The organism is Streptomyces sp. WZ.A104, assembly GCF_002382885.1.
GTDB lineage: Bacteria > Actinomycetota > Actinomycetes > Streptomycetales > Streptomycetaceae > Streptomyces.
Window position 1 is genome coordinate 13,387 of sequence record NZ_NWVL01000064.1, and the last position, 19,385, is coordinate 32,771.

The window sequence follows — 19,385 nt, forward strand, 5'->3', positions numbered from 1 at the left end:
ACCACGATCAGATCGGCCTTCCGTCGTAGCAGCACCCCCAGAAGAGGTGCTGCCGCTGTCTGTGCTGTCCGTGACGTGAGTGGTGTTCCCAGGGCGAGACATGCGATCTCCTTGAGTAAGGTAAGCCTAACCTAACCTACAACGGAGGTCTGGAGAACGTGCCTAACCAGTCGCGTCCCAAGGTCAAGAAGTCGCGTGCCCTCGGCATCGCCCTGACGCCCAAGGCTGTCAAGTACTTCGAAGCTCGTCCGTACCCGCCGGGTGAGCACGGCCGTGGCCGCAAGCAGAACTCGGACTACAAGGTCCGTCTGCTGGAGAAGCAGCGCCTGCGTGCGCAGTACGACATCAGCGAGCGCCAGATGGCGCGCGCCTACGACCGTGCCAAGAAGGCCGAGGGCAAGACGGGCGAGGCGCTGGTCGTCGAGCTGGAGCGCCGCCTCGACGCCCTGGTCCTGCGTTCGGGCATCGCCCGCACCATCTACCAGGCCCGTCAGATGGTCGTCCACGGCCACATCGAGGTCAACGGCGGCAAGGTCGACAAGCCGTCCTTCCGCGTGCGCCCCGACGACATCGTCCAGGTCCGCGAGCGCAGCCGCTCCAAGGTCCCCTTCCAGGTGGCCCGCGAGGGTGGTTACGACACCGACGGTGAGACCCCGCGCTACCTCCAGGTGAACCTGAAGGCCCTGGCCTTCCGCCTGGACCGGGACCCGAACCGCAAGGAGATCCCGGTGATCTGCGACGAGCAGCTCGTCGTCGAGTACTACGCCCGCTGATCCAGGCGTAGTCGCTCTCACCAGCGCTCCGGCCCGCCCCTTCCGCTCATCCGGGAGGCGGCGGGCCTTCGCGTTCCCCCGGACTCGCCCGCCGCGGGCACCCCGCCCCGGCCCCGCGCCTCGGACGCCCCGCCGCCGGCCAGGGCCCGGTCGACCGCGGCGTCCGGATCCAGCCGCCGGCCCGCCCGCAGCCCCTCCTCGTACGCGGCGTTCCCCAGCTCCCTGCGTGCCTGCTGCTCGCACTCGACCCGTGGCCGCCCGTAGTGGACCGAGCCGAACAGCTGGAGTCCCACCGAGGGCCAGATGCGCTCCGCGGCACCCTGGAGCACCGCCGCCTCACCGGCGTCGCCCTCCACCGCCGTCACCAGCGCCAGCAGCTCCAGCGAGAGCACGGTGCCCAGCAGGTCGTTGAACGTCCGGCCGATCGTCAGGCACTCCCCGAGCATCTGCCGGGCTCGCGCGGGCCGTCCCCGCTGGAGGGCCGCGAACGCCAGGACGTACAGCGCGTACGCCAGCGCCCACCGCTCCCCGTGGTCCTCGCAGATCTCCCGGACCTCGTCGCAGATCACCGCCGCCGCGTCCAGATCGCCCAGGAACGCCACCGCCATGGCCAGTTCGACCTGCGCCATCAGCACATTGCTGTTCAGCTCGCCGATCTCGCGGTACCGGCCGAGCGCGTCGCGCAGCAGTTCCTCGGCGCGCGGCATGTCGTCCGTCACGATCGCCAGGCAGCCCGTGCGGTGCACCGCGTACGCCAGCGCCGTCGCGTCACCGGAGCGCTCGGCCTCCTCACGGCACTCCTGGAGCGCCGAGATCGCGCCCACCGCATCGCCCTGGAGGACCGCGACATAGCCCAGCACCCACAGCACCTTGAGCCGGGCGGCATCGTGCGGGGACGGCTCCTCCAGTACGTGGTCCAGCCAGTGCCGGCCTTCGGACAGCCGCCCGCAGCCGGCCCAGTAGAACCACAGAGTGCCCGCAAGGTACTGGGCCAGATGCACCTCGTCGGGGCTTTCCATCGAACATTCCATCGCCCGGCGAAGATTGGGCAGCTCGCTGTCGATCCGCGCCGCCACCTCGGCCTGCCGGGGGCTGAACCAGTCCAGCTCGCACCAGGTCGCGAGCCCCAGGAACCAGTCCCGGTGGCGCCGCCGCAGCCGCTGGGCGTCCCCGGTGGCCGCCAGCCACTCCGCCCCGTACTCACGGACCGTGTCCAGCAGCCGGTAACGGGTCCCGGTCGCCCCGTCCTCGCGCTCCACCACCGACTGGGCAAGCAGCTCGTCGAGCACGTCCAGCACCGATTCGGCGGGCAGATCCACCCCGCCGCAGATGTACTCGGCGGCCTCCAGGTCGAACTGTCCGGCGAACACGGAGAGCCGCGCCCACAGCAGCCGCTGCTCGGGCGTGCACAGCTCATGGCTCCAGCCGATGGCCGTACGCAGCGTCTGATGTCGGGGCGGCGCACCGCGACGGCCGCCGGTCAGCAGCCGGAACCGGTCGTCCAGCCGCAGCAGTACCTGATCCACCGACAGGGCCCGCAGTCGCCCGGCGGCCAGTTCGAGCGCCAGCGGAATCCCGTCGAGGCGGCGGCACAGCTCCAGCGAGGCCGCCTGCTCGCCCGGTGAGGGCGCCCAGCCCGGCCGCACCGCGCGCGCCCGTTCCGTGAACAGCTCCACCGCGTCCTCGTCGGACATCGGGGCGAGCGGGAACGTCCGCTCCCCGTCCACCCGGAGGGGGCAGCGCCCGGCCGTGAGCACCTGGAGTTCCGGGGCCCGGCGCAGCAGTTCGCGTACGAGGTCGGCGCAGCCGTCCACGAGGTGTTCGAAGCCGTCGATGACCAGCAGCATCCGGCGGCCGGACAGATGCTCGATGAGGGTGGCTCGGGGCGGCCTGCTCGTGTGATCGGTCAGCCCCAGTGCGTCGATCAGGGCGTGTTCCAGCAGCTCGGGGTGGTGGACGGTGGAGAGCTCGGCCAGCCGGACCCCGTCGCAGTACCGTTTCTCCACAAGCGCGGCGACCCGGGTGACGCACCGGGTCTTGCCCACCCCCGCCACTCCGGCGACCGTGACGAGCCGGGACTCCTCCAGGAGCCCGGCCACCTCGGCCAGTTCGTACTCGCGTCCCACGAACCGGTTCAGTTCGGCCGGGAGGCGGCCGGAGGCGGCGGAGGTGTTGTCACCAGGATCGTCGGGCTGGGGGCAGGGGTCCTGCAGGCGTCGCATGGAACACGGAGGGTACTTGCTTGAAAGCTCTCCGTACAATCTCGTTATGGCAACTCCCGCCCTGGCCGCCGAGAATGCGGTAGGGGAGGTGATGCACGGCGCGATAGGCTCGTGGGACGACGATCGGGCGCGCGCGGGAGCGGGAACCCGGCCGTACCGACGGAGACAGGCCCCGGCTCCGGGGCCGATCGACGAGCAGAGAGCGGTGCACAGTGTCCGGTGGAGAGGTGGCCGGGATCCTCGTGGCCGTCTTCTGGGCGATCCTGGTCTCGTTCCTCGCCGTGGTGCTGGTGAGGCTCGCCCAGACGCTCAGGGCGACCACCAAGCTGGTGGCGGACGTGACCGACCAGGCCGTCCCGCTGCTCGCCGACGCCTCGGCGACGGTGCGCTCCGCGCAGACCCAGCTCGACAAGGTCGACGCCATCGCGAGCGACGTCCAGGAGGTCACCTCCAACGCCTCCGCGCTCTCCACCACCGTCGCCTCCACCTTCGGCGGGCCGCTCGTCAAGGTCGCCGCGTTCGGCTACGGCGTACGGCAGGCCCTCGGCCGCCGCACCGCCCCCGAGCCCGAACCGGAACCGGCGCGTGGCCGCTCCTCCGCCCGCCGTACGGTGATCGTCGGCCGGACCGTGCCGTCCGCGCGCGGACGCAGGCGCGACCGCCGAAACCCCCGCGGACAGAAGGACTGATCGAGCGATGTTCCGCCGCACGTTCTGGTTCACCGCCGGCGCAGCCGCCGGCGTCTGGGCCACCACCAAGGTCAACCGCAAGCTCAGGCAGCTGACCCCCGAGAGCCTCGCCGCGCAGGCCGCGGACAAGGCGATCGAGACCGGCCACAAGCTCAAGGACTTCGCCCTCGACGTCCGTGCGGGCATGGTCCGGCGCGAAGCCGAACTGGGCGGCGCCCTGGGCCTTCAGGCACCGGCCGACCCCGAACTCCCCGTACAGCGGCTCTACGCCGTCGAGGCGGCCGAGCCCGCCGCCACCACGCACCGCAAGCTCCCCTACAAGTCGAACAACCGGAATGAGGACCACTAATGGAGTCGGCTGAAATCCGCCGCCGCTGGCTGAGCTTCTTCGAGGAGCGCGGTCACACCGTCGTGCCTTCGGCGTCGCTCATCGCGGACGACCCGACTCTGCTGCTGGTCCCCGCGGGCATGGTTCCCTTCAAGCCGTACTTCCTCGGCGAGGTCAAGCCGCCCGCCCCGCGCGTCACCAGCGTGCAGAAGTGCGTGCGTACGCCGGACATCGAAGAGGTCGGCAAGACCACCCGCCACGGCACCTTCTTCCAGATGTGCGGCAACTTCTCCTTCGGGGACTACTTCAAGGAAGGGGCCATCCAGCTCGCCTGGGAGGCCCTGACCAACTCCGTCGAGGACGGCGGATTCGGCCTGGAGCCGGAGAAGCTCTGGATCACGGTCTACCTCGACGACGACGAGGCCGAGGCCATCTGGCGCGACAAGATCGGCGTGCCGGCCGAACGCATCCAGCGCCTGGGCAAGAAGGACAACTTCTGGTCCATGGGCGTCCCCGGACCCTGCGGCCCCTGCTCCGAGATCAACTACGACCGCGGCCCCGAGTTCGGCGTCGAGGGCGGCCCGGCCGTCAACGACGAGCGCTACGTGGAGATCTGGAACCTGGTCTTCATGCAGTACGAGCGCGGTGCCGGTGACGGCAAGGAGGACTTCCCGATCCTCGGGGAGCTGCCGTCGAAGAACATCGACACCGGTCTCGGCCTCGAACGCCTCGCCATGATCCTCCAGGGCGTACAGAACATGTACGAGACCGACACCCTGCGCGTCGTCATGGACAAGGCCACCGAGCTGACCGGCGTCCGCTACGGCGCCGAGCAGTCCACCGACGTCTCGCTCCGTGTCGTCGCCGACCACATCCGTACGTCGGTGATGCTCATCGGCGACGGGGTCACCCCGGGCAACGAGGGCCGCGGCTACGTCCTGCGCCGCATCATGCGCCGAGCCATCCGCAACATGCGCCTCATGGGCGCCACCGGATCGGTCGTCAAGGCCCTGGTCGACGTCGTGATCGACACGATGGGGCTCCAGTACCCCGAGCTGATCACCGACCGCAAGCGCATCGAGACGGTCGCGCTCGCCGAGGAAGCCGCCTTCCTCAAGGCCCTCAAGGGCGGCACCAACATCCTGGAGACCGCGGTCACCGAGACCAAGGCCGCCGGCGGCAAGGTCCTCGCCGGGGACAAGGCGTTCCTGCTCCACGACACCTGGGGCTTCCCGATCGACCTGACCCTGGAGATGGCCGCCGAGCAGGGGCTCTCCGTGGACGAGGACGGCTTCCGCCGCCTCATGCAGGAGCAGCGCGACAAGGCCAAGGCCGACGCCCGCGCCAAGAAGACCGGTCACGCCGACCTGTCCGCCTACCGCGAGGTCGCCGACACCTCAGGCGCCACCGAGTTCACCGGCTACACCTCGATCGCCGGCGAGTCCACCATCGTCGGCCTCCTGGTCGACGGTGTGCCCTCGCCCGCCGCCACCGAGGGCGATGAGATCGAGGTCGTCCTCGACCGCACCCCCTTCTACGCCGAGGGCGGCGGCCAGCTCGCCGACACCGGCCGCATCCGGCTCGACACCGGCGCGGTGATCGAGGTCCGCGACGTCCAGAAGCCGGTCCCGGGGGTTCACGTCCACAAGGGCGTGGTCCAGGTCGGAGAGGTCACGGTCGGGGCCCCCGTCTTCGCCTCCATCGACGCCACCCGCCGCCGGGCCATCGCCCGCGCCCACAGCGCCACGCACCTCACCCACCAGGCGCTGCGCGACGCGCTCGGCCCGACGGCCGCCCAGGCCGGTTCGGAGAACTCGCCCGGCCGCTTCCGCTTCGACTTCGGCTCGCCCGCCGCCGTCCCCGGCACGGTCCTCACCGATGTCGAGCAGCGGATCAACGAGGTCCTCTCGCGCGAACTCGACGTCCAGGCCGAGGTCATGTCGATCGACGAGGCCAAGAAGCAGGGTGCCATCGCCGAGTTCGGCGAGAAGTACGGCGAGCGGGTCCGCGTCGTCACCATCGGGGACTTCTCCAAGGAGCTGTGCGGCGGCACCCACGTCCACAACACCGCCCAGCTCGGCCTGGTCAAGCTGCTCGGCGAGTCCTCCATCGGCTCCGGCGTGCGCCGCATCGAGGCCCTCGTCGGCGTGGACGCCTACAACTTCCTCGCCAGGGAGCACACGGTCGTCGCCCAGCTCCAGGAGCTGGTCAAGGGCCGTCCCGAGGAGCTGCCGGAGAAGATCGCGGGCATGCTCGGCAAGCTCAAGGACGCCGAGAAGGAGATCGAGAAGTACCGCGCGGAGAAGGTCCTCGCGGCCGCCGCCGGGCTCGTCGACTCCGCCAAGGACGTCCGGGGCGTCGCCCTGGTCACCGGCCAGGTCCCCGACGGCACCTCTGCCGACGACCTGCGCAAGCTGGTCCTGGACGTGCGCGGGCGCATCCAGGGCGGCCGCCCGGCCGTCGTGGCCCTGTTCACCACGGCCAACGGCCGCCCGCTCACGGTCATCGCCACCAACGAGGCCGCCCGCGAGCGCGGCCTCAAGGCCGGTGACCTCGTCCGCACCGCCGCCAAGACGCTCGGCGGCGGTGGCGGCGGCAAGCCGGACGTCGCCCAGGGCGGCGGCACGAACCCGGCCGCCATCGGCGACGCCGTCGCCGCGGTCGAGCGCCTCGTCACCGAGACGGCGTGACGAGCGCGATGACGCGGATGCGCCGCGGCCGACGGCTCGCCGTCGACGTCGGGGACGCCCGGATCGGGGTCGCCTCGTGCGACCCCGACGGGATCCTGGCCACGCCGGTGGAGACCGTGCCGGGACGCGACGTCCCGGCCGCCCACCGGCGACTGGCGGCCATCGTCGAGGAGTACGAGCCGATCGAGGTCATCGTCGGCCTGCCCCGCTCCCTCGGCGGGGGAGAGGGCCCCGCTGCCGCCAAGGTCCGGGACTTCGCCCAGGTGCTCGCCCGCTCGATCGCACCCGTTCCGGTGCGGCTCGTGGACGAGAGGATGACCACAGTGACGGCCAGTCAAGGACTGCGCGCCTCGGGCGTGAAGTCCAAGAAGGGCCGGTCTGTCATCGACCAGGCTGCCGCTGTGGTGATTCTCCAGAACGCTCTGGAGTCCGAACGGGCGTCAGGCAATCCCCCGGGCGAGGGCGTCGAAGTGGTTGTCTGATCGCGATACGGTAACGTTCCGCGCGATGCGTCGGTGGTTCGAACAAACACCGCACAGCGAAGCGAAGAGACGGAACGTCGTCTCGCGGCTCTAGGGGATCGATGACTGAGTATGGCCGGGGCCCCGGCTCCGAACCGTGGCATCCCGAGGACCCCTTGTACGGGGACCAGGGATGGGGAGGCCAGCAGGCTGCCCACGGCCAGAGCCAGTACGGCGACCAGCAGCAGTCCTATCCGCAGGACCCGTACGCGCAGCAGCACCAGAACCACCAGCAGCAGCAGCCGTACGACCAGCACCAGCAGCAGTACGCGCAGCAGCCGCAGCAGTACCAGCAGCAGTACGGGACGCCCCACCAGGACCCGTACGCGCAGCAGCCGGTGTCCCAGCCGCAGTACAACGGCGGCTGGGACACCGGCCCGCAGACCGCCATGCCGTACGGGGCCGAGCCCCAGGACCCGTACGCGCAGCAGCCCGTCGGCTACGACGCGTCGCACGACTACTACGGCACGCCGGAGGCCTATCCGCCCCCGCAGCCCCCGGGCCGCCGCGACTCCGAACAACAGCACCAGCACCAGCACCAGCACCAGCAGGAGCAGCAACAGCAGCAGCCGTCGACGGACTGGGACCCGGACAAGCCGCAGGAGGAGACGCACCCCTTCTTCACGGGTGCCGACGAGCCCGCGAGCCGCGAGCCGCGTGACGGCGACGATGACCCGGACGACGACGGATCGCGCGCCTCGCGCCGGGACCGGGACGGCAGTGACCGCCGTGGCGGCAAGGGCAAGAAGAAGAGAAAGAACCGCAGCGGCTGCGCCTGCCTGGTGGTCTCCGCCGTCCTGATCGGCGGCCTCGGGGGCGTGTCGTACGTCGGCTACACCTTCTGGAAGAAGCAGTTCGGCGCCCCGGCCGACTACGCGGGCACGGGCACCGGCCCTCAGGTCGAGGTCGAGATCCCCGAGGGCGCACTCGGCTACGACATCGCGAACACCCTCCAGAAGAAGGGCGTCATCAAGTCCGTCGACGCCTTCGTCTCGGCGCAGAACGCGAACCCCAAGGGCAAGTCGATCCAGGCGGGCGTCTACCTCCTGAACCAGGAGATGTCGGCGGCCAACGCGGTCAAGACGATGCTCGACCCCAAGAGCCAGAACATCTTCGTGATCCCCGAGGGCACCCGTAACGCCACGGTCTACGCCAACCTCGACAAGCGGCTCGGGCTGGAGAAGGGCACCACGGCGAAGGTCGCCAAGACCAAGGCGGAGTCTCTGGGCCTGCCCGACTGGGCCGACAACAACCCGGACGTCAAGGATCCGCTGGAGGGCTTCCTGTACCCGGCGGCGTATCCGGTGGCCAAGGGGACGAAGCCGGAGACCGCGCTGAAGCGGATGGTCGAGCGGGCGAACAAGGAGTACGAGAAGCTCGACCTGGAAGCCACGGCGACGAAACTCGGCCTGAAGAACCCGTGGGAGCTCGTCACCGTGGCGAGCCTCGTGCAGGTCGAAGGCAAGTACAAGCACGACTTCGACAAGGTCGCGCGGGTGGTCTACAACCGCCTCAAGCCGGGCAACATGGAGACGGTCGGCCGACTGGAGTTCGACTCCACGATCAACTACATAAAGGGTCAGAGCACCCTGGACATCGGCGCCGTCGACGACCTGCGGCTGATCGACGACCCCTACAACACGTACAAGATCGTTGGCCTGCCCTCGGGCCCGATCAGCAACCCGGGTGCGGACGCCCTGCACTCGGCGATGAACCCCACGCCGGGTCCCTGGTACTACTTCGTCTCGATCAACGAGGACAAGACGGTCTTCGCGGTGACCAACGAGGAGCACGAGAAGAACCGGCGTAGGTACGAAGAGGAGAAGGCCAGCCAGTGACCCCGACGCGCAGGGCCGCCGTTCTCGGCTCGCCCATCGCCCATTCGCTCTCCCCGGTCCTGCACCGCGCCGCCTACGCCGAGCTCGGCCTCGACGACTGGTCCTACGACCGGTTCGAGATCGACGAGGCGGCGCTGCCCGGCTTCGTCGAAGGACTGGACTCCTCCTGGGCGGGGCTGTCCCTGACCATGCCGCTCAAGCGGGCGATCATCCCGCTGCTGGACGAGGTCAGCGCGACGGCCGCCGCGGTGGAGGCCGTCAACACGGTCGTGTTCACGGCCGACGGCCGACGGGTCGGCGACAACACGGACATCCCCGGCATGATCGCCGCACTGCGTGAACGCGGCGTCGACAAAGTCGAATCCGCCGCCGTCCTCGGCGCCGGGGCCACCGCCTCCTCCGCACTCGCCGCACTCGCCGTGATCTGCGCCGGACCGGTCACGGCCTACGTGCGCAGCCCCGAGCGCGCGGCGGAGATGCGGGCCTGGGGGGAGCGGCTCGGGGTCGACGTCGTGATCGCCGACTGGGCGGACGCGGCGCAGGCGCTGGACGCGCCGCTGGTGATCGCCACCACCCCCGCGGGCAGCACCGACGCCCTGGGGGAAGGCGTGCCGGACGCCCCGGGAATCCTCTTCGACGTGCTCTACGAGCCGTGGCCCACCGCGCTCGCCGCAGCCTGGTCGGCGCGCGGCGGGGCGGTGGTCGGTGGGCTCGACCTCCTCGTGCACCAGGCCCTGTTGCAGGTGGAGCAGATGACCGGCCGGGTTCCGGGCCCGCTGGTCGCCATGCGGCAGGCCGGGGAAGCCGCGCTCGCGGCCCGCTGACGCACCGCACGGCGGGCCCGGCCGTCCGTCTGCTGGACCGGCGGCCGGACCGCGCCCCCGGTCATGGGAGGATCAAGGCGGCGGGCCAGGGCCGCGCACCCGGTCGCGCCGCTGGATTCCAGGCGCGAGCATGAGGAGACCCGTTGAGCAGGTTGCGCTGGCTGACCGCGGGGGAGTCGCACGGCCCCGCACTCGTCGCGACGCTGGAGGGGCTTCCCGCCGGCGTCCCCGTCACGACGGAGATGGTGGCGGAGGCGCTCGCCCGGCGGCGGCTCGGATACGGCCGCGGCGCTCGGATGAAGTTCGAGCAGGACGAGGTGACCTTCCTCGGTGGCGTACGCCACGGCCTCACCATGGGCTCCCCGGTCGCCGTCATGGTCGGCAACACCGAGTGGCCCAAGTGGGAGCAGGTCATGTCGGCCGACCCGGTCGACCCCGACGAGCTGGCCCAGCTGGCCCGTAACGCCCCGCTGACCCGGCCCCGCCCCGGCCACGCCGACCTCGCGGGGATGCAGAAGTACGGATTCGACGAGGCCCGGCCGGTCCTGGAGCGCGCCAGCGCCCGGGAGACCGCCGCGCGCGTCGCCCTCGGGGCCGTCGCCCGCTCCTACCTCAAGGAGACCGCGGGCATCGAGATCGTCAGCCATGTCGTCGAACTGGCCGCCGCGAAGGCGCCGTACGGCGTCTACCCGGTTCCCGCCGACGTGGACCAGCTGGACGCGGACCCCGTCCGCTGCCTCGACGCCGACGCCTCCAAGGCGATGGTGGCCGAGATCGACCAGGCCCACAAGGACGGCGACACCCTCGGCGGCGTCGTCGAGGTGCTGGCGTACGGCGTGCCCGTCGGGCTGGGCTCGCACGTGCACTGGGACCGCCGCCTGGACGCCCGGCTCGCCGCCGCGCTCATGGGCATCCAGGCCATCAAGGGCGTCGAGGTCGGTGACGGGTTCGAGCTGGCCCGGGTCCCCGGCTCCAAGGCGCACGACGAGATCGTCGCCACCGACGACGGCATCAAGCGCACCTCCGGCCGCTCCGGCGGCACCGAGGGCGGGCTCACCACCGGCGAGCTGCTGCGGGTCCGCGCCGCGATGAAGCCCATCGCGACCGTTCCGCGCGCCCTGGCCACCGTGGACGTCGTCACCGGCGAGGCCGCCAAGGCCCACCACCAGCGCTCCGACGTCTGCGCCGTTCCGGCCGCGGGCATCGTCGCCGAGGCGATGGTCGCCCTGGTCCTCGCCGACGCGGTGGCGGAGAAGTTCGGCGGCGACAGCGTGGCCGAGACCCACCGCAACGTCCGCTCGTACCTCGACCACCTCCAGATCCGATGAGCGGCCCCCTGGTCGTCCTCGTCGGCCCGATGGGCGTCGGCAAGTCCAGCGTCGGTGAACTGCTCGCCGCCCGGCTCGGCACCACCTACCGGGACACCGACGCGGACGTCGTCGCCGAGGCGGGCAAACCGATCGCGGAGATCTTCTACGACGAGGGCGAGGAGCACTTCCGCGCCCTGGAGCGCCGGGCCGTCGCCGCGGCCGTCGCCGAACACTCGGGCGTCCTCTCCCTCGGCGGCGGGGCCGTCCTGGAGGGGACGACCAGGGAGCTGCTGGCGGACCGCCCGGTCGTCTACCTCTCCATGAACGTGGAGGAGGCCGTCCGCCGCGTCGGGCTGGGCGCGGCCCGCCCGCTCCTCGCGGTCAACCCGCGCAAGCAGTGGCGCGAGCTGATGGACGCCCGCCGCCACCTGTACGAAGAGGTCGCCCGTACGGTCGTCCCCACCGACGGCCGCACCCCCGAAGAGGTCGCCCAGGCGATCATCGACGCACTGGAACTGCCGGAGGGCCCAGCGGCCCCCGGCGTGGAGAACACCGGCATGACGCAGCAGGGCACCACCCGTATCCAGGTCGCCGGCACGGCGGGTTCCGACCCGTACGAGGTCCTCGTCGGCCACCAGCTCCTCGGCGAGCTGCCCCAGCTCATCGGCGACCGCGCCAAGCGGGTCGCCGTGCTGCACCCCGAGGCGCTCGCCGAGACCGGTGAGGCGGTTCGCCAGGACCTCGCCGACCAGGGCTACGAGGCGATCGCCATCCAGCTGCCGAACGCCGAGGAGGCCAAGACCGTCGAGGTCGCCGCCTACTGCTGGAAGGCGCTCGGCCAGACCGGCTTCACCCGCACGGACGTCATCGTCGGTGTCGGCGGCGGCGCGACCACGGACGTGGCCGGTTTCGTCGCGGCCAGCTGGCTGCGCGGGGTGCGGTGGATCGCGGTGCCCACCACCGTCCTCGGCATGGTCGACGCGGCCGTCGGCGGCAAGACCGGCATCAACACCGCCGAGGGCAAGAACCTCGTCGGCGCCTTCCACCCTCCGGCAGGCGTGCTCTGCGACCTCGCCGCGCTCGACTCGCTGCCGGTCCACGACTACGTCTCCGGCATGGCCGAGATCATCAAGGCCGGTTTCATCGCCGACCCCGTCATCCTCGACCTGATCGAGGCCGACCCCGAGGGTGCTCGTACGCCCGCCGGACCGCACACCGCCGAGCTGATCGAGCGGTCCATCCGGGTCAAGGCCGAGGTCGTCTCCAGCGACCTCAAGGAGTCCGGACTCCGCGAGATCCTCAACTACGGTCACACCCTGGGCCACGCCATCGAGAAGAACGAGCGCTACAAGTGGCGCCACGGCGCGGCCGTCTCCATCGGCATGGTCTTCGCCGCCGAGCTGGGCCGGCTCGCCGGACGCCTGGACGACGCCACCGCCGACCGGCACCGGACCGTCCTGGAGTCGGTGGGCCTGCCGCTGGCCTACCGCGGCGACCAGTGGCCCAAGCTGCTGGAGAACATGAAGGTCGACAAGAAGTCCCGTGGCGACCTGCTGCGTTTCATCGTCCTGGACGGCATCGGCAAGCCCACGGTCCTGGAGGGCCCCGACCCGGCCGTCCTGCTCGCCGCCTACGGGGAGGTCTCCGCGTGACCCGCACGGTCTTCGTCCTGAACGGCCCCAACCTCGGCCGACTCGGTTCCCGCGAGCCCGACGTCTACGGAGCCACCTCCTACGCCGGACTCGTCGAGGTCTGCACCACCCTCGGCAAGGAGCTCGGCTTCGACGTCGAGGTGCGGGAGACCAACGACGAGGGCGAGCTGATCCGCTGGCTCCACGAGGCGGCGGACGGTTCGATTCCGGTCGTTCTCAACCCGGGTGCCTTCACGCACTACTCGTACGGGATGCGGGACGCGGCCGCCCAGCGCACCGCTCCGCTGATCGAGGTGCACATCTCCAACCCGTACACCCGGGAGGAGTTCCGGCACACCTCGGTGATCGCCTCGGTGGCCAGCGGCACGGTCGCCGGGTTCGGCATCGGCTCCTACCGGCTCGCGCTGCGGGCTCTGGCCGACGAACTGCCGGGCTGACACCCGCGCGACCCGTCCGGATCTCCCTCCGGGCGGCGGGCACTTCGTGCCCTCCCGGGCCGTTCACCCCAGGGCGGCCCGGGAAGGTACGGTAGCCGTCCCATCAGCGCCAGTTGCAGTGACGAGACGGAGTGGCACCGGATGCAGCACGCAGTGGGGGCCCCGCTGCCGCCGCCCCACGGCCCCGGGAACGGGTCTGTCGGCCGGCCGCACCAGGCCCAGCACCCCGGTCACCCCGGCCCGCCCCCGATACCCCGGTTTCCGGCCCCGGGCCAGGCCCCCCGGCCCTCGGCTCACGGCCAGGCTCCGCAGCCTCCGGCCCCGGGCCAGGCCTCCCAGCCTCCGGCCCCGGGCCAGGCCCCCCAGCCCTCGGCCCATGGCCAGGGGCCGCAGCCTCCAGCCCCCGGACAGGCCCCCCAGCACGGCTGGAGCGGCACCGGACCCACGCCGCCGCCCTCCGGCGGCCAGGCGACCGGGTACGTCCAGCTGCCCCCCGGCGGCCCCGTCGGGCTGCCCGCGCCCCCCGCCGAGCCCGGCACCGGCAGCGCGACCCTCGCCGTGCTTCTGATCGGCCCCGCGGGCGCGGGCAAGACCACCGTCGCCAGGCTCTGGGCGGCCCGCCGCCGGGTGCCCACCGCCCATGTCTCCCTCGACGACGTCCGCGAGTGGGTCTGCTCCGGCTTCGCCGACCCGCAGGCAGGCTGGAACGACCACTCAGAAGCCCAGTACCGCCTGGCCCGCCGCACCTGCGGCTTCGCCGCACGCAACTTCCTCGCCAACGGCATCTCCTGCATCCTCGACGACGCGGTCTTCCCCGACCGCCCGGTCGTCGGCCTCGGCGGCTGGAAGCGGCATGTGGGCCCCGGCCTGCTGCCCGTCGTGCTGCTGCCCGGCCTGGAGATCGTCTTGGAGCGCAACGCGGCGCGCAGCGGCAACCGCCGCCTCTCCGACGAGGAGGTCGCCCGCATCCACGGCCGGATGGCGGGCTGGTACGGCTCCGGCCTTCCGATCATCGACAACTCCACTTACGACGTCGAGACCACGGCCCGCGTCCTGGACGACGTCCTCGCCCGCTCCATCGCGAGCCCGCCCACCTGGTAGCCGCCTGCCCGACAGCCGCTTGTCCGACAGGCATGCCCGCACGGCCGCTGGCCCCACGCGGGGCCAGCTGACAGGCCTGTATGCCGGCCCGTCCCGCGCCGTCCCGCGCCGCCCCTGCCGTCGGTGCTGTCCGTCCGTGCTCCCCGGCCTTCCGGCCCCCGGTCGGATGCGCTGACCGGGCGGTGCGGCGCCCCCGCTCGTACGCTCGGAGCATGTCAGAGGTGCACGCCGTCCGACGCGGGCTGCTCCGCGACCGGTGCGCCGCCGCGGGCTCCGCGGCCGCCCTGGTCTCCCGCCCCGCCAACGTCCGCTATCTCGCGGGCGGAGCGCCTCCCGGCGCCGTGCTGCTGCTCGGCCCCGGCGAGGACGTCCTGCTCTGCCCCCGCGCCCCGACGGGGGAGCCCGGTCACGGGCGGCCCGACGAGGCGCTCCGCATCGAGCTCCTGCCCGCCCCGGACGGGGACCCGGTGGTGGCCGCCGCGGCCCTCGCCGCCTCGTCGGGCGCCGCTTCGCTCGCCGTCGAGGAACACGATCTGACCGTGGCCCGCCACCGCGCTATGGGACAGGCCGCCCCCCGCCTCCAACTCGCCGATCTGGGCTTCACCGTGGAGCAGCAGCGGGTCGTCAAGGACGAGGAGGAGATCGGCTGCCTCCGGATCGCCGCCGAGATCACCGACCAGGCCCTGGGTGAGCTCCTGGAATCGATCCTGGTCGGCCGCACCGAGCGGCACCTCGCGCTCGAACTGGAACGCCGCCTCGTCGACCACGGGGCGGACGGCCCCGCCTTCGCCACCTCCGTAGCCACCGGCCCCAACTCCGGCCAGGGCAGGCACCGCCCGTCCGACCGCAGGGTGGAGGAGGGAGATTTCCTCTCCGTCAGCCTGGGTGCGAGCTACCACGGCTACCGGTGCGAGATCGGCCGCACCTTCGTCATCGGCACCGCCCCGGCCGAGTGGCAGATCGAGCTCTACGACCTTGTTTTCGCCGCTCAGCGGGCCGGGCGGGAGGCGCTGGCACCGGGGGCCGCCTACCGGGACGTGGACCACGCGGCCCGCCATCTGCTGGACTCCGCCGGGCATGGGGAGGGCCTCGTACCCCGGACCGGGCACGGTGTGGGGCTCGAAATCGAGGAGGACCCGCAACTGGCACCGACAGCCATGGGTAAACTGGACGCTTGTGTGCCGGTCACCGTCGAACCGGGGGTCCACCTCCCGGGCCGGGGCGGTGTCCGGATCGATGACACGCTCGTCGTGCGCCCCGAGGCGGACGGCGGACCCGAGCTACTCACCATGACGACCAAGGAGCTGCTCGCGCTCTAGCGCGGATCCTCGGTCGTTCCACCAGCTTCAGCCCAGGAGATTCCGCAACCGTGGCTTCCACGAACGACCTCAAGAACGGCATGGTGCTCAAGCTCGACGGAGGCCAGCTCTGGTCCGTCGTCGAGTTCCAGCACGTCAAGCCCGGCAAGGGCCCTGCCTTCGTGCGCACCAAGCTCAAGAACGTGCTCTCCGGCAAGGTCGTCGACAAGACGTTCAACGCCGGCGTGAAGGTCGAGACGGCCACCATTGACCGCCGCGACATGCAGTTCTCGTACATGGACGGCGAGTACTTCGTCTTCATGGACATGGACACCTACGACCAGCTCATGGTCGACCGCAAGGCCGTCGGCAACGCCGCCAACTTCCTGATCGAGGGCTTCACCGCCTCCGTCGCCCAGTACGAGGGCGAGGTGCTCTACGTCGAGCTGCCCGCCGCCGTCGAGCTCACCGTCAAGCACACCGACCCGGGCGTCCAGGGCGACCGCTCCACCGGCGGCACCAAGCCCGCCACCCTGGAGACGGACTACGAGATCGGCGTGCCGCTCTTCATCACCACCGGCGAGAAGATCAAGGTCGACACCCGTACGGGCGACTACCTCGGCCGGGTGAACAGCTAACCGTGGCTGCCCGGAACAAGGCCCGCAAGCGCGCCTTCCAGATCCTCTTCGAGGCCGACCAGCGCGGTGAGTCCGTGCAGAGCGTCCTCGCGGACTGGGTTCGGCACTCGCGGACCGACGACCGTCAGCCGCCGGTCGGCGAATTCACGATGGAGCTCGTCGAGGGGTACGCGCAGTACGCGGACCGCATCGACGACCTCATCGTCACCTACGCCGTGGACTGGGAGATCGACCGCATGCCGGTCGTCGACCGGAACATCCTGCGGCTCGGTGCATACGAGCTGATCTGGCTGGACGAGACCCCGGACGCCGTGGTGATCGACGAGGCCGTCCAGCTCGCCAAGGAGTTCTCCACCGATGACTCCCCGTCCTTCGTGAACGGCCTGCTGGCCCGTTTCAAGGATCTCAAGCCGAACCTCCGCCGGGAGCAGTAGCCCCGGCCGCGACGGTTCGGTCGCGCACCTCGCATCGAAGGGGCCCACGGTCGACCGTGGGCCCCTTCGGCGTCCCCGGGCGGGAGGGACGAAAGCGCGACGGAGGCGAGACCGTGACGGAGGAGAGACGAAGAACGCCGGGCCGGCGGGGACCCGTTCAGGTCCCCGCCGGCCCGGCGGTACGTTTCTGCTGGGGGGCTGCTGAGGCCTTCCGGCCCCGCTTCCGCTCGCTCAGCCCTCGTCGTGGGAGACCGCGCGCCGCGCGTCCGCGTCCAGCACGCCCCAGCTGATCAGCTGCTCCGTGAGCACGGACGGCGACTGGTCGTAGATCACGGCCAGCGTGCGCAGGTCGTCCTGGCGGATCGAGAGCACCTTGCCGTTGTAGTCACCGCGCTGGCTCTGGATCGTGGCCGCGTAGCGCTGGAGCGGACCGGCCTTCTCCGGCGGGACGTGGGCGAGGCGCTCCAGGTCCAGGACGAGCTTCGGCGGCGGCTCGGCGGCCCCGCCCGGCGTCGTGCCGGGCAGCAGCTCCTGCACCGGGACCCCGTAGAAGTCCGCCAGCTCGGCGAGGCGCTGCACGGTCACGGCACGGTCGCCGCGCTCGTACGAACCGACCACGACCGCCTTCCAGCGACCCTGGGACTTCTCCTCCACGCCGTGGAGGGAAAGGCCCTGCTGGGTGCGGATGGCACGGAGTTTGGCCCCGAGCTGTTTTGCGTATTCGCTGGACATATGGCTCCCCGGACGCTGGAACAGTGTGCGGCTGCGCCGCGTGGCTGGTAACTCACTGTGAGGTTACGCAGCGTTACTTGGATGCGTCAAGCCGAATGATCCGGACCGGCACCTCCCGGGGGCGGTACCAGGGCGCCGTGCAAGCCCTGGTAACGTGGATGACGCAATTTCGACGTCCTTTAAGGTCCGTCCCGTGAGGCGGAGAAGGAGGTCCGTTTCTTATGGACGCACAGCACGACGACACTGGCAACGCGGCACGCCCCGTTCTGGAGGCCCCCGACATCGCCCGTGTACTGACCCGTATCGCCCACGAGATCGTCGAACGCGCCAAGGGCGCCGACGACGTGGTGCTGCTCGGCATCCCGACGCGAGGCGTCTTCCTCGCCCGCAGGCTCGCCGACAAGCTCGAAGAGATCACCGGCCGGAAGATGCCGGTCGGCTCCCTCGACATCACCATGTACCGAGACGACCTGCGGCTACGCCCGGCGCGCGCCCTGGCCCGCACCGAGATCCCCGGCGAGGGGATCGAGGGCAGCCTGGTCGTCCTGGTCGACGACGTGCTCTTCTCCGGCCGCACGATCCGCGCCGCGCTCGACGCGCTCGGCGACATCGGCCGCCCCCGCGCCGTACAGCTCGCGGTCCTCGTCGACCGCGGTCACCGGGAACTCCCGATCCGCGCGGACTACGTCGGCAAGAACCTCCCCACGTCGCTGCGGGAGACGGTCAAGGTCCAGCTCGCCGAGGAGGACGGCCGCGACGCCGTGCTGCTCGGTGTCCAGCAGGCCGCCCCGGCGGACGCGCAGTAGCCCGAGCCCTTTCCGTACGCCCCTGCGCCGCTGAAGGGCCGTACGGCGACTCCCGCGCGCCCGCACGCCTGAAACTCCCTCCAGCCACCCGGAGAACCCCCAGATGAAGCGTCACCTCATCTCGGCCGCCGACCTCACCCGCGACGACGCCGTCCTGATCCTCGACACCGCCGAGGAGATGGCCCGGGTCGCGGACCGGCCGATCAAGAAGCTCCCCACCCTGCGCGGCCGAACCGTCGTCAACCTCTTCTTCGAGGACTCGACCCGGACCCGCATCTCCTTCGAGGCGGCCGCCAAGCGGCTGTCCGCCGACGTCATCAACTTCTCCGCCAAGGGCTCCTCGGTCTCCAAGGGCGAGTCCCTCAAGGACACCGCCCTGACCCTGGAGGCGATGGGCGCCGACGCCGTCGTCATCCGGCACGGCGCCTCCGGTGCTCCTTACCGGCTCGCCACCTCCGGCTGGATCGACGGGGCCGTCGTCAACGCGGGGGACGGCACCCACGAGCACCCCACCCAGGCCCTGCTGGACGCCTTCACGATGCGCCGTCGGCTCGTCGGAGCCGACGCCGGGCTCGGCCGGGACCTGGACGGCCGCCGCATCACGATCGTCGGCGACATCCTGCACAGCCGCGTCGCCCGCTCCAACGTCCACCTGCTGACCACGCTCGGCGCGCACGTCACCCTGGTGGCCCCGCCCACCCTCGTCCCCGTGGGCGTCGAGAAGTGGCCCTGTGACGTCAGCTACAGCCTCGACGACGTGCTGGCGAAGTCCGATGCGGTGATGATGCTGCGTGTGCAGCGCGAACGGATGAACGCCGCGTACTTCCCGACCGAGCGCGAATACTCCCGCCGCTACGGCCTGGACGGCGAGCGGATGGCGAAGATGCCCGAACACGCCATCGTCATGCACCCCGGCCCGATGGTCCGCGGCATGGAGATCACCGCCGAGGTCGCCGACTCCGACCGCTGCACCGTCGTCGAGCAGGTCGCCAACGGCGTCTCCATCCGCATGGCCGTGCTCTACCTGCTGCTCGGCGGCTCCGACACCGCGCTGTCCGCCGCCCCCGCCCGTACCGAGGAGAACAAGTAACC

Annotated in this window: 18 protein-coding genes; 16 read left to right on the top strand and 2 right to left on the bottom strand. The window is 71.3% G+C overall.

All coding sequences use genetic code 11. From position 1 onward, the window contains the following. Nucleotides 1–158: 158 nt before the first annotated feature. Entirely contained in the window at nt 159–773 is a 615-nt protein-coding gene (gene rpsD, locus CIB93_RS28085; RefSeq protein ID WP_003970343.1) for a 30S ribosomal protein S4, read from the top strand. Nucleotides 774–790: 17 nt separating this feature from the next. Here rpsD and CIB93_RS28090 read toward each other — a convergent pair whose 3' ends face one another. Further along, nucleotides 791–2,995 (bottom strand): AAA family ATPase, encoded by a 2,205-nt coding sequence (locus CIB93_RS28090; RefSeq protein WP_096630885.1) that lies wholly within the window; start codon nt 2,993–2,995, stop codon nt 791–793. Nucleotides 2,996–3,222: 227 nt separating this feature from the next. Between CIB93_RS28090 and CIB93_RS28095 the strand changes: the two genes are divergently transcribed. The 13 genes from CIB93_RS28095 (at nt 3,223) to nusB (ending at nt 16,755) form a co-directional block, all read left to right on the top strand. After that, nucleotides 3,223–3,684 carry a DUF948 domain-containing protein gene (locus CIB93_RS28095; protein WP_096630887.1) on the top strand — a complete coding sequence of 154 codons (462 nt, stop codon included), beginning with the start codon at nt 3,223–3,225 and terminating at the stop codon, nt 3,682–3,684. A gap of 7 nt (nt 3,685–3,691) precedes the next feature. After that, a complete protein-coding gene (locus tag CIB93_RS28100; RefSeq protein WP_096630888.1) occupies nt 3,692–4,033 on the top strand; it encodes a DUF6167 family protein in 342 nt (113 codons plus the stop codon). Continuing rightward, complete coding sequence (gene alaS / locus CIB93_RS28105; protein WP_096630890.1) at nt 4,033–6,702, top strand: alanine--tRNA ligase; 2,670 nt, start codon at nt 4,033–4,035, stop codon at nt 6,700–6,702. Before CIB93_RS28100 ends, alaS begins: the two co-directional genes overlap by 1 nt. Before the next feature lie 8 nt (nt 6,703–6,710). Continuing rightward, entirely contained in the window at nt 6,711–7,184 is a 474-nt protein-coding gene (ruvX, locus tag CIB93_RS28110; protein ID WP_179500277.1) for a Holliday junction resolvase RuvX, read from the top strand. A gap of 101 nt (nt 7,185–7,285) precedes the next feature. Then, the gene (gene mltG, locus CIB93_RS28120; protein WP_096630893.1) at nt 7,286–9,061 is read left to right on the top strand and encodes an endolytic transglycosylase MltG; all 1,776 of its coding nucleotides are present in this window, start codon (nt 7,286–7,288) and stop codon (nt 9,059–9,061) included. Continuing rightward, a complete protein-coding gene (locus CIB93_RS28125) occupies nt 9,058–9,885 on the top strand; it encodes a shikimate dehydrogenase (RefSeq protein ID WP_096630895.1) in 828 nt (275 codons plus the stop codon). Before mltG ends, CIB93_RS28125 begins: the two co-directional genes overlap by 4 nt. A 143-nt stretch (nt 9,886–10,028) precedes the next feature. Next, on the top strand, nt 10,029–11,213 hold the full coding sequence (gene aroC / locus CIB93_RS28130) for a chorismate synthase (protein ID WP_096630897.1): 1,185 nt from the start codon (nt 10,029–10,031) through the stop codon (nt 11,211–11,213). Next, a complete protein-coding gene (gene aroB, locus CIB93_RS28135) occupies nt 11,210–12,847 on the top strand; it encodes a 3-dehydroquinate synthase (RefSeq protein WP_096630898.1) in 1,638 nt (545 codons plus the stop codon). Before aroC ends, aroB begins: the two co-directional genes overlap by 4 nt. Then, complete coding sequence (aroQ, locus tag CIB93_RS28140) at nt 12,844–13,284, top strand: type II 3-dehydroquinate dehydratase (protein WP_096630900.1); 441 nt, start codon at nt 12,844–12,846, stop codon at nt 13,282–13,284. Before aroB ends, aroQ begins: the two co-directional genes overlap by 4 nt. Before the next feature lie 141 nt (nt 13,285–13,425). Beyond that, complete coding sequence (locus CIB93_RS28145) at nt 13,426–14,385, top strand: AAA family ATPase (RefSeq protein ID WP_096630901.1); 960 nt, start codon at nt 13,426–13,428, stop codon at nt 14,383–14,385. A 212-nt stretch (nt 14,386–14,597) separates the two neighbouring features. Continuing rightward, entirely contained in the window at nt 14,598–15,704 is a 1,107-nt protein-coding gene (locus CIB93_RS28150; protein ID WP_096630903.1) for a M24 family metallopeptidase, read from the top strand. A 50-nt stretch (nt 15,705–15,754) separates the two neighbouring features. Further along, on the top strand, nt 15,755–16,321 hold the full coding sequence (gene efp / locus CIB93_RS28155) for an elongation factor P (RefSeq protein WP_096630904.1): 567 nt from the start codon (nt 15,755–15,757) through the stop codon (nt 16,319–16,321). 2 nt (nt 16,322–16,323) lie between these two features. After that, nucleotides 16,324–16,755, top strand: coding sequence for a transcription antitermination factor NusB (gene nusB / locus CIB93_RS28160; protein WP_032768166.1), 432 nt, complete (start codon nt 16,324–16,326; stop codon nt 16,753–16,755). A 231-nt stretch (nt 16,756–16,986) separates the two neighbouring features. On the opposite strand, the gene bldD is transcribed toward nusB, so the two are convergent. Next, nucleotides 16,987–17,487 (bottom strand): transcriptional regulator BldD, encoded by a 501-nt coding sequence (bldD, locus tag CIB93_RS28165; protein ID WP_003970358.1) that lies wholly within the window; start codon nt 17,485–17,487, stop codon nt 16,987–16,989. 221 nt (nt 17,488–17,708) lie between these two features. On the opposite strand from bldD, the gene pyrR reads away from it, so the two are divergent. Together pyrR and CIB93_RS28175 are read left to right on the top strand one after the other, a co-directional pair. Continuing rightward, the gene (gene pyrR, locus CIB93_RS28170; protein WP_096630906.1) at nt 17,709–18,293 is read left to right on the top strand and encodes a bifunctional pyr operon transcriptional regulator/uracil phosphoribosyltransferase PyrR; all 585 of its coding nucleotides are present in this window, start codon (nt 17,709–17,711) and stop codon (nt 18,291–18,293) included. 103 nt (nt 18,294–18,396) lie between these two features. Then, entirely contained in the window at nt 18,397–19,383 is a 987-nt protein-coding gene (locus CIB93_RS28175) for an aspartate carbamoyltransferase catalytic subunit (protein ID WP_047175695.1), read from the top strand. Nucleotides 19,384–19,385: the final 2 nt, after the last annotated feature.

Excerpts from the sequence above, each read along its gene's own strand:
- CIB93_RS28090 (WP_096630885.1), bottom strand. The coding sequence starts at position 2,995 with ATGCGACGCCTGCAGGACCCCTGCCCCCAGCCCGACGATCCTGGTGAC.
- CIB93_RS28100 (WP_096630888.1), top strand. The coding sequence starts at position 3,692 with ATGTTCCGCCGCACGTTCTGGTTCACCGCCGGCGCAGCCGCCGGCGTC.
- alaS (WP_096630890.1), top strand. The coding sequence starts at position 4,033 with ATGGAGTCGGCTGAAATCCGCCGCCGCTGGCTGAGCTTCTTCGAGGAG.
- ruvX (WP_179500277.1), top strand. The coding sequence starts at position 6,711 with ATGACGCGGATGCGCCGCGGCCGACGGCTCGCCGTCGACGTCGGGGAC.
- mltG (WP_096630893.1), top strand. The coding sequence starts at position 7,286 with ATGACTGAGTATGGCCGGGGCCCCGGCTCCGAACCGTGGCATCCCGAG.
- aroB (WP_096630898.1), top strand. The coding sequence starts at position 11,210 with ATGAGCGGCCCCCTGGTCGTCCTCGTCGGCCCGATGGGCGTCGGCAAG.
- CIB93_RS28145 (WP_096630901.1), top strand. The coding sequence starts at position 13,426 with ATGCAGCACGCAGTGGGGGCCCCGCTGCCGCCGCCCCACGGCCCCGGG.
- CIB93_RS28150 (WP_096630903.1), top strand. The coding sequence starts at position 14,598 with ATGTCAGAGGTGCACGCCGTCCGACGCGGGCTGCTCCGCGACCGGTGC.
- bldD (WP_003970358.1), bottom strand. The coding sequence starts at position 17,487 with ATGTCCAGCGAATACGCAAAACAGCTCGGGGCCAAACTCCGTGCCATC.
- pyrR (WP_096630906.1), top strand. The coding sequence starts at position 17,709 with ATGGACGCACAGCACGACGACACTGGCAACGCGGCACGCCCCGTTCTG.
- CIB93_RS28175 (WP_047175695.1), top strand. The coding sequence starts at position 18,397 with ATGAAGCGTCACCTCATCTCGGCCGCCGACCTCACCCGCGACGACGCC.